This is a genomic window from Sulfitobacter pacificus, assembly GCF_030159975.1.
Taxonomy (GTDB): Bacteria; Pseudomonadota; Alphaproteobacteria; order Rhodobacterales; family Rhodobacteraceae; genus Sulfitobacter; species Sulfitobacter pacificus.
In genome coordinates this window covers 1-9,604 of the sequence record NZ_BSNL01000017.1, presented here as the reverse complement: position 1 = coordinate 9,604, position 9,604 = coordinate 1, and the positions used below count along the sequence as shown (strand labels likewise).

The 9,604-nt window shown below is 61.0% G+C and carries 7 protein-coding genes; 5 read left to right on the top strand and 2 right to left on the bottom strand.

Annotated features, from left to right (window positions below):
* The 5 genes from QQL78_RS20270 to QQL78_RS20250 all read left to right on the top strand — a co-directional run.
* Positions 1-3,020 (top strand): strawberry notch family protein (locus tag QQL78_RS20270; RefSeq protein ID WP_284376551.1); only part of this gene is annotated, 3,020 nt, incomplete at its 5' end.
* 122 nt (positions 3,021-3,142) lie between these two features.
* Positions 3,143-3,529 carry a DUF6878 family protein gene (locus tag QQL78_RS20265; RefSeq protein ID WP_284376548.1) on the top strand — a complete coding sequence of 129 codons (387 nt, stop codon included), beginning with the start codon at positions 3,143-3,145 and terminating at the stop codon, positions 3,527-3,529.
* A 1-nt stretch (position 3,530) separates the two neighbouring features.
* On the top strand, positions 3,531-3,992 hold the full coding sequence (locus QQL78_RS20260) for a DUF6915 family protein (protein ID WP_100269191.1): 462 nt from the start codon (positions 3,531-3,533) through the stop codon (positions 3,990-3,992).
* 100 nt (positions 3,993-4,092) lie between these two features.
* Positions 4,093-4,395: a hypothetical protein gene (locus QQL78_RS20255; protein ID WP_089423635.1), complete on the top strand. Its 303-nt coding sequence runs from the start codon at positions 4,093-4,095 to the stop codon at positions 4,393-4,395.
* Positions 4,396-4,519: 124 nt separating this feature from the next.
* Positions 4,520-5,248 carry a DUF736 family protein gene (locus QQL78_RS20250; protein ID WP_066010382.1) on the top strand — a complete coding sequence of 243 codons (729 nt, stop codon included), beginning with the start codon at positions 4,520-4,522 and terminating at the stop codon, positions 5,246-5,248.
* A 167-nt stretch (positions 5,249-5,415) separates the two neighbouring features.
* Here QQL78_RS20250 and QQL78_RS20245 read toward each other — a convergent pair whose 3' ends face one another.
* Entirely contained in the window at positions 5,416-7,734 is a 2,319-nt protein-coding gene (locus QQL78_RS20245) for a S8 family peptidase (protein WP_250161509.1), read from the bottom strand.
* Between the two features lie 52 nt (positions 7,735-7,786).
* Positions 7,787-8,869, bottom strand: a complete 1,083-nt coding sequence (locus QQL78_RS20240; protein WP_089423637.1) for an AAA family ATPase — start codon at positions 8,867-8,869, stop codon at positions 7,787-7,789.
* Positions 8,870-9,604 lie beyond the last annotated feature (735 nt).

The window sequence follows — 9,604 nt, the reverse complement described above, 5'->3', positions numbered from 1 at the left end:
CGGAATTGCGCCTGCCTGCACGGTTGATCGAGGAGGGAGATCTCTCCGAGGCGCAGCTGGAAACCATCATCATGGCACATGATGCCCATGGGCGTGATCTGCCCGGTCGGTTTACCATCGATGAGGACCAGACCAAGCTGACGCGCGCCGATGATGACCCGAATGCACGTGCCTATCGCCTTGGCTATTTCCTCGGCGACGGCACCGGTTGCGGCAAGGGGCGCGAATGCGCGGGCCTCATCCTTGTCAACTGGCTGGCCGGGCGCAGAAAGGCGATCTGGGTCTCCAAATCCGCCACGCTTATCGAGGACGCGATCCGCGACTGGACCGATCTCGGCGGCTCGCCAGCCGACATCCAGCCGCTCTCCAAATGGAAACCGGACCAGCCGATCCCGATGGGCGACGGTATCCTCTTTGTCACCTACGCCACGCTGCGGTCCGCGGGCAAATGCGGCACCACGCGACTGAGCCAGATCCTCGCCTGGATGGGTGAAGACTTTGACGGCGTTCTTGCCTTCGATGAGGCCCATGCCATGCAGAACGCGGCAGGGTCCGAGCAGGGCAGGGGGGTCAAACCCTCCCAGCAGGGCCTTGCTGGCCTGCGGCTGCAACTGGCAGCACCCCGCGCTCGCGTCTTCTACATCTCGGCCACGGGCGCCACGAGCGTGCACAACCTGGCCTATGCCGCGCGGCTGGGGCTCTGGGGGCAGGGCCCCGAATACCCCTTCCCAAGCCGCGAGAGCTTCGTTTCTGCGATGGAAGCCGGCGGCGTGGCTGCCATGGAGGTGGTCGCGCGTGATCTCAAGACGCTCGGCCTCTACACGGCGCGCGCCCTCAGCTTTGATGGCGTGGAGTATGACGTGCTCGAACACGCGCTCACTTCGGCCCAGATCGAGATCTACGACGCCTATGCGGGCGCGTTTCGGACGATCCACCACAATCTCGAAGCGGCGCTGACGGCGACCGGCGTCAACGACGCCTCGGGAGAGACCAATGCGTCGGCCGCACGCGCCTCGGCCAAATCCCGCTTCGAGAGCACGAAACAGCGCTTCTTCAACCATCTCCTGATGGGCATGAAGGCTCCAAGCATTATCCGCGCCATCGAGGACGATCTGGCGGCGGGCAAGGCTTGCGTCATCCAGGTGGTCTCGACGGGCGAGAGTCTGCTGAAACGCCGGCTTGAGACGATGGATCCCGAGGATGAACTCGTCGAGGGTGCCTTGACGCCGCGCGACTATGTTCTCGGCTACCTCGAACAGGCCTTCCCGATTCATGCGCAAAAGCTCGTGGAGATTGACGGCAACATGGTGGCGGAACCTTTGCGGGATGAGACCGGCGCGCTCGTTGTCACGCGCGAGGCGCTCGCCCTGCGCAATGCGGCCATGCTGGAGTTGATGACGCTCGCCCCGATCCCCTCGGCGCTCGATCAGATCCTCTGGGCTTTTGGCGACGAGGCCGTCGCAGAGGTCACCGGGCGCTCCATCCGCCCTTTGAAGGCCGAGGATGGTCATCTCTTCATCGAGAAGCGCGCCGCCAGCAGCAATTCGTCGGAGACCCAAGCCTTCATGGACGGCGAAAAGGATATCCTGATCTTCTCCGATGCGGGCGGGACGGGCCGATCCTACCATGCGGCGCAAACGGCGAAGAACCAGAAACGGCGGCGGCACTATCTTCTGGAGCCCGGCTGGCGCGCGGATGCGGCCATCCAGGGGCTCGGCCGCACGCATCGCTCTGCCCAGGTCAGCGCGCCCTTCTTCCGGGTCTGCACCTCGGATGTGCATGGCGAGAAACGCTTCACCTCGACTATAGCCAAACGCCTCGACCAGCTGGGGGCCCTGACCAAGGGCCAGCGCGAGACCGGTTCGCAAGGCATGTTCCGCGAGGAGGATAATCTCGAAAGCCCGATCGCGCGGGCGGCGCTGCGTGGGTATTTCGCCGATCTTGCCGCCGGGCGCGCCGAGGCGATGAGCTACGAGAACTTCACCGACTGGACGGCCCTGCGGCTGATCGACAAGGACGGGGTGCTGCTTGAGGAGCTTCCCCCGATCCAGCGCTTCCTCAACCGGGTTCTGGCCCTGCCCATCCACATGCAGAACGCCCTCTTTGCCGAGTTCATGCGCCGGATCACCGATCAGACGGAAAGGGCGCGCGCGGCAGGCACGCTCGATCTCGGCGTCGAAACCCTGCGTGGCGAAAAGATCGAACAGGTCTCCATGGAGGATCTCTGGACCTGCCCGAAATCTGGCGCCGTGACGCGGATCATCGGGCTCGAGGTGACGGACCCGGTCCACGTGCTGTCGGCGGATGACGCCATATCGCGCAATCCGGACAAGCTGCCGATGGTCAATCGCGCCTCCGGTCGCGCGGCGCTCATCTCGGCGCGGCCCATGCAGATGTATGACGAAGACATCGTCACGCTGATGCGCAAGGTTGTGCGGCCAAACGGGTCGAGCTACCTGGAGGAGGCGCGGTTCACGTCTTCGGCCTGGGAAGACATCGAAAGGCCCGAGTTTGCAAAGCTTTGGGATGCCGAGGCAGCGTCCCTGCCAAAAACCACCACAACCAAGCTCTACCTGCTGACCGGGCTCTTGTTGCCGATCTGGAAGGACATTCCGACCACCAATGAACGCATCTACCGGGTCACGCCTGACGGGACGACGGCGATGATCGGGCGCACGCTGAGCGAAGAAGGGGCGGCAGCGCTGCGCGCCCGCTTCCTCGTCTCCAACCCGCAAACACCGCAGGAGATGCTGACCGCCGCCCTCGGCACCACCGAACCTGTCGATCTGGGCCGGGGACTGACCCTGACCCGTCGCCGGGTCGCAGGCGAGATGCGCCTCGAGCTTGGCGGCGCGGACAAGGGCATGATCGAAGGCCTCAAGGCCATGGGGTGTTTCACGGAGATCATTTCCTTCCAGCTGCGGGTGTTCCTGCCGCATGGGGACGGGATCGACACGGGCAGCATTCTGGCCCGGATCGTGGGGCAGGGGCCTGCTATCACGGCGGACCAAGCCGCCTGAAAAGTCAAAGCGGGCTTTCGGTCGGGCGTCGCGGATCTGGATTTGACCGGTCTGCGCTTTCCGGGCGCGCGCAGACCAATGCCACGCCCGCTCCCCCCAAATTCAGACAAGAGGACAGACCCATGACCAATCCACAGATCGACTATGCCGCAATGGCGGCTCAGTGGCGTGCAGAGCGCGAAACCACCTTGAAGGCGACCCGAGCGGAACTGCTCGCGCAACTACGTGCGCTTGGCATCAACGAGGTCGCTGCCGAATACGAAGGCTATGGCGACTCCGGCAATGTCGAGGATGTGACGGTGCAGCCTGCAGAGATCCAACTGCCGGAGCCGCTTGCCACAGAGGTTGGCGACTTCGCCTGGTCGCTGGCCTATCACCATCACCCGGGGTTCGAAAACAACGAGGGCGGCTACGGCACGCTGACATGGGACATAGCACTAGACAGCATCATCCTCGATCACGCGGACCGCTATGTCGAATGCTCGCACAGCTATGTCGAGGGTCTTTGAGATGGCCCATCCGCTTCATCATGCTGAAAGCTCTGCCCGGAAATTCGGCGGGGTGCCGTCTGACTATCAGTCCATACATGACTGGTTCGATGCCTCGAAAGAGCACCTCGCGCTCTTCACGCACCGAGCCATGCGTCACCATGCCCAAGGGCTGTATGAGGCCGAACGTGTCTTCGGCCTGTCCCTGACCAATAGAGCAGGTCGGGACATTCCCGTGCGCTGGATCGGCGAGCAGCATATCCGTGAAGACTGCCAGGGCCGCATTCCGAGCATGGCGGACTGGCTGCGACGGATCCAGCCTGAGCCATGGATGGCAAATGGCCACATCGACCGGCATGTCGGCAATGAGCCCTGCGGCGACCCAAGGGTTGCCTGGGCCTCCGAGGTCGCCGCCGGAAGAACGGTTCTTGGCCTGAAGGATTGGATGGCGTCGCGCGCGACGCAAGCCACGCAAAGCGCCTGACAGCTCTCGGCCGTTTGCCAAACAAATCTTGCATGGAAGCCCGGTCGGAAGATCGGACTTCTTGCGTCGTTTCCCCACCATTCTTCTTAAGGAGGTTCGCATGACACTCGAAGACATCAAGGCGGCCGTTGATGCCGGCCAGACCGTGCATTGGGCCAATACCGGCTACGTTGTCCACAAGGACCGGCTCGGTCAGTACCTCATCACCTATGTGCCGAATGGTAGCTGCATCGGTCTGACCGACCGGGGCGGGCACCGGTTGAACGGAAAAGAAACGGAGTTCTTCGTCGCGCAATCGAAGGACGCCGCAGAAAATCCGGGCAACCAATCAAGACCAGACGGGCAGGGGAGGGGCGTAGCACCCGGAGGCGCGGGGGCATTCCCACTCGGACGGCAGCTTTGACCCGTGGGCGGGGCTGAAAGGAAAGCAGGCTTTCTGATTTGTGATCCCTCAAGGGGTCGAGAAAGCAATCCCGGATGCGTTGGCAAAAACGTCAGGCACCGGCCAATCCAAAAGGAACCATCCCATGTTCGCAGGAACCCTCACCCGCAATGTCGAGACCGCAGCCGCCGAGTACACCGGCATGATCCATTCGACGCGCTTTGACATCGCCATCCAGCTCGAGGCACGGGCCAAGATGTCCGCTCGCAGCCCGGATTACGACGTGACGGCAGTCAACAAATCAGGCCGCAAGGTGCGTATCGGCACGGCCTGGAACGAGACCGGGAATACCAGCGGCAACCCCTACATCTCGATGCAGATCGATGTCGGCCTCGGCCCGTTCCGGGTCAACGCGGTGCAGACGAAAGAGGCGCGCGCGGCCCAGAGCGGCGAATTCGAGATCATCCCGCTGGTCTCGAACGGCCTGATGAAATCCGGCTCGATCTCGGGCGAGCTCACCGCCATGGACGCTGACAACGCCTTCACCGGCTACATCGCCAACATGATGTTCGATCTGGAGTTCATGCTGATCGAGAACAGCTACAAATCCGAGGAGACCCACCCCGATTACCGGATCGAGGTCAGCTCGCCCCGGGGCACACCGATCCGCGTTGGCTCGGCCTGGATGGCCAAAAGCAGCCGCACGGGCAATGACTACCTGTCGCTGCTGATCAACACGCCTGATGGCGACCTGCGCGTCAACGCCGTGCAGAACGAAGAACAGCGCGGCGGGCAGACCTTCTCGATCATCCCGTTCATCGACAGCGGTGAGCAACCGCAGGACGCAGGCGCGGGGCTGTCGCTGGTTGCCTAATCGGCGCGCGAGGGGGAGACGATCTGAACCGAAAGGGGAGCCGTGGGACCACGGTTCCCCTTTTTCCATGTCTGGGTCAGTCGAGCGATCGAATGGCGATTGCATGAGGCGGTCCGATGTAGATGCATTGTCTAGATTGGAAGCGCTGCACAGGGTCTCCAATAGAGTCAAACTTGCACAACCGCTTGAGCGGCAATTAGGGCTTCGACAGCTACTTGAACCTCGGCATAGAGTTCGGTGTCCAACCCTTCCGCATCAATTTCTATGATTAATGCATAGCGCACAGAAGGCAAACCTTCGGCGAGAAGCTTTTTGGATTTCCACCATCCAGTGACTGGGTGAACGGCCAACAAGTTTCGCCTTGCGAGATCTGATGCCTTGCAAGTCAGTTGATCGATGTGCAGCGATCCGACATGGCGCCGATTGCTACCGTATTCCCAAAGATCATCCTCGTCGTTTGCGGGACCGTCGGGCTGTTCGGCCGCCTTGCTGATCCGAGCTAGGAATTGGGCTTCGTTCTCGCCGGCGCGATTGAGTTGGAACCGCAGATTGTGGGATGCGTAGCGATAACGAACGCCGCGTGAGGCTTCTGACGGGTTTGGAGCAATAAAGCTGCTTAGCGCCACCCGCAAGGTAACGTCGGCATTGCCGAGCGCGCGCAAAGCCTCAACGGGCCAGGGTAGTGCGAAAAGCTTCAACTCATTGTGGACATCACCGCCGGTCTTTTCGGAGATTCCGTAGGGTGTAATCGTGTCTTCCACGATGAGTGTCAGCGCGTTCGACGCGCTGCGGCGGGCACGGGCCATGTCCGGAACGCCAAATCCATAGCGCTGAAAAAGCGGCATGTAATGACCTTTGTTCGCTTGGGCCGGCAAATGTGCTCGCATCTGCTGAGTCCAACGCGCGGAAGACACATAGAGACCACGGACTGTCTCGGGCCAAAGTGTCGGATAATCCGACCAGAGTTCCGTTACATCCTTCGCTGCAAGCGCTGTCGCAGCGCTGGTGTCGAAGGTGAATGTGAAAGATCGGACCGGATAATTATGGTGCGTCGAAAGGAGCGATAACCATCCGTGCCGCATTGGCGGAGGCATGGCACTTAGCGCCCAGTTTCCGCCCTCAAGGACAACGTCCGGCTTGTTCGGCCAATGGGACGACCACGATGCAGTTCTCGAAGCTGGCGATAGATCGCCGAATGGTGCAAGCGCTTGGGCCGGGTCTCCGTTTGGCAGTACAGTCTTCTCGGTAAAGGCTCCAACAGACAAAACATTCCACGCTTGGGCAGGCGACTCGATCTCGTTGTCTTCGTGATCGCATCGGTCGAGGTAGTTTCCGGCACCAAAGGTGAAGTTGTCGGTATTCCCTGCCGAAACCAGCACCAGGCGCTGCTGTCTGAGTCCACCTGAAACACCGGCGGCAAGCTGATCGACTTCCGTCGACCACGAGGTCGGGGCACCGTCGTGCGGCGTGTCCTCACCCGTCGTCGTCGTCATGGTGAAAGTACGGCGTCGGGGACCAACCTGTTCGACCGCATTGATCGCCTGCCTGGTCACCGCGCCTAGGAGATGATGCGGGTTCATGCCGGCATCTGGCAGGAGTTTGACGGATTCCAGACGGTTCATGACCATAACTGGGTTCGCCTGATGAAGTTTTTGCGTCAGATCGCCAAAGAGCGCGAGTCCTCCCATCTGCGTTCCATGGCCCTTCACATCCTCCAATCCCCAAGCCGGATTTGCGGCATGTCGATCATCCACGCTAAGCGCCGGCTGAATCAGAGGATGCGCCCGACTGACACCAGTATCCAGGAGCGTAACGTAGCCAGCATTGGGGTGATCCGAATAGGTGGTCCGGCCTGAAAGCTCATCAACCCACTGTGCCTGTTCGACCACCGGCAAGCCGTCAAAGAAATCTGCAGTGATTGTCGGAGCGGCAAGTGCGCGTACGCCACCCAGTCGCCGGACGGCTTGGGCAAGCTGATTGCGATCGGCCTGGACGACCACCACTGTATCTTCGGGAAACTCCAGCCGATCCGCGCCCACAGTCACACCATAGTTAGGCGCTGCTGCAACGAAGGCCTCGGTCATTTGGGGCTCGAGCCAAACCTCCCAGACTGCCGCAATATCCGCCGCGGGAAACTTGCCCGGCGGGCTGCGCCAGAGGGCACGCAATCCCGCTTCCGTAATGGCAGTGACGCTTTGAACCAAGTCTGCATTCTTTGGTCGGCCCAGGATGAATTCACCATCTTTTTCGCGATCAGGCGTGTCTTCCGTCCGAAACTGGTCGACCTTCTTGCGCAGGTTCTCAATACCCTTGGCTGTTGCAAACACCGTCGCACGCTCTTGGGCGCCACCTGGAATAGGAAAATCTTCGATGCGGAGAAGCATAAGGCCACTGGCGTCTAGGCTATCCTTTTTCAGGCGCTCGTCGATACGGGAGCTGATTTCGAGATAAACGCCGGGAAGCTCAGTGGCCGAAATATCCGGCAACGCGTCGATGGCCTGAAGCAGCGCTTGGGCGTGCGCAGCGCGATTGGGGACATCACTTGGTCTTTTGGACCCGCCCCTGCCCTTTGCCTTGAATGGGCGAGGTTGTCCTAGATTGCGAAGGTGGAAGTGTGGAAGCTCTCGTGCCATTGTCATTGGTCCCTAAATCTTGGAGCGACCGTCGGCGTTCGAGGGCGTCAAGCAAATCCTGTGTCGCAATCTTGTCAGTATCATTCAAAACCGCACGTCTCGCGGCATCTTCCGCCGCCGCCACAATATCGGCCGTTGAGAGGCCAGTGGCGACATCCGTCACCCGCTTCCATCCTATTCGATTGAACGAGAAACCGATCAGACGGCGTTCGAGTGCCTGTCGGATGGCGGGACCATCGGGCATCACATAGGGCAACACGAGATCGAAGCGGCGCAGCACGGCGCGGTCAAGAATTCCCGGCAAGTTTGTAGTGGCGACGACGATCGAAGGCCCTGTGTCTTCATCCAGGAACTGCAAGAATGAGTTCAGAACCCGCCGGGCTTCGCCGACATCGTTCTCACCGCCTCGGGCCGCAGCCAAAGCGTCAATTTCATCGAACAGGTAGATACCGCGTGTCGTCTTGATGGCATCAAAGACCATCTTCAATTTTTGCGCCGTTTCGCCCATGAACTTCGTTATTAGACCGTGGAGCATGACCGAAAATAAGGGGTACTGCAGCTCCCCGGCCAGTGCTGACGCACTCAGTGTCTTGCCGGTACCGGGAGGACCAGAGAGGAGAACGCGCCTCCGCGGCTTCAGGCCTTTTGCCTCGAGCTTTTCGCGCATACGCGTCTCGAAGACGAGATGCGACAGTTCACTCCCAATCCTATCCGGTAAGATTACATCGACGAGTCGCTCCGTCGGATAGGACGCGGCAAGAAACTCTGCAAGATCGCCGCGAGGCGTTGCGATAGGGGTGACTGCAGGGGTTCGCTTTGCTGGCGGCTTTTGCCCCGCTTCAGCCCACTGCCGCAACTGTTCAGCCAGCCGGGTGTGTCCCTTCTGCTCTTCGGCCGCCGAGAGTTGCATCGCCAGATCGTAAAAACGATCAGCGTCCCCTTCTGCGTGGCTCTTGACGAGACCGATGAGTTGTTGGGCGGAAGCCAAAGTCGAACTGCTCTTTCTAAATGATCATTTTCAGCGTTGATAGGGTCTTTTCTACATCCGAACCCTTTAATAGACCAGACAATTTGCACGGTTTGCATGCGGAGTGTGTCGGTTTTGTGCACTCGACCATCAACCTGAGTCCCAGCCTTGCGGCCTCCCCAGCTCGGCTTCGCGTGTCGCAGGGGAGAACGGCCCTTCGGTCCGTCGCGCATTCGGCCATGCGGCCTCACCGCGGCGTTGCACCCAGGCCCCCGGTTTGCCCGCCTCGCGAGCACGTCCCTCCCCGGCCGCTCCGCCGGATTGCGCTCTGGTCTGTTTTGGCCCGAGGCCAAAACGATCCCGCCGCTCCATCCGTCTCCCGCGTCCGGTCGGGTCGTTTGCCTGCTCGGGTCGGGCAAACCTACCGTCAAAACACACACACATGAGCGTGGAAGCATATCCTCCGGATGGCCCCCAAATCAGCCCGCGTCAAGGATCGCAAAACTTTTCGGCGAGGGCGGTGCCCGTGGCGCGGGGCGGTCCCGTGCGTGAGCGCGCGCATGTGTCCGGTGCTGCGCGCGGAAAACTTTTGCGCCCGGCAAGCCGGCGGCTGCGCCGTCCCTGACCCGGGCAGATTCGGAAACCAGGCATTCGGCCATGCCCCCACACTCACGTGGTGGTCGAACCCAATATCTGGAGAAAGAACATGGCTTACGACACCGCTAACACCTACGAGACCATCGAGCTTTTCGGGCT

What these genes read in the sequence shown, in the direction of transcription:
- QQL78_RS20255 (WP_089423635.1), top strand. Translation starts at nt 4,093, where the DNA reads ATGACACTCGAAGACATCAAGGCGGCCGTTGATGCCGGCCAGACCGTG.
- QQL78_RS20260 (WP_100269191.1), top strand. Translation starts at nt 3,531, where the DNA reads ATGGCCCATCCGCTTCATCATGCTGAAAGCTCTGCCCGGAAATTCGGC.
- QQL78_RS20265 (WP_284376548.1), top strand. Translation starts at nt 3,143, where the DNA reads ATGACCAATCCACAGATCGACTATGCCGCAATGGCGGCTCAGTGGCGT.
- QQL78_RS20250 (WP_066010382.1), top strand. Translation starts at nt 4,520, where the DNA reads ATGTTCGCAGGAACCCTCACCCGCAATGTCGAGACCGCAGCCGCCGAG.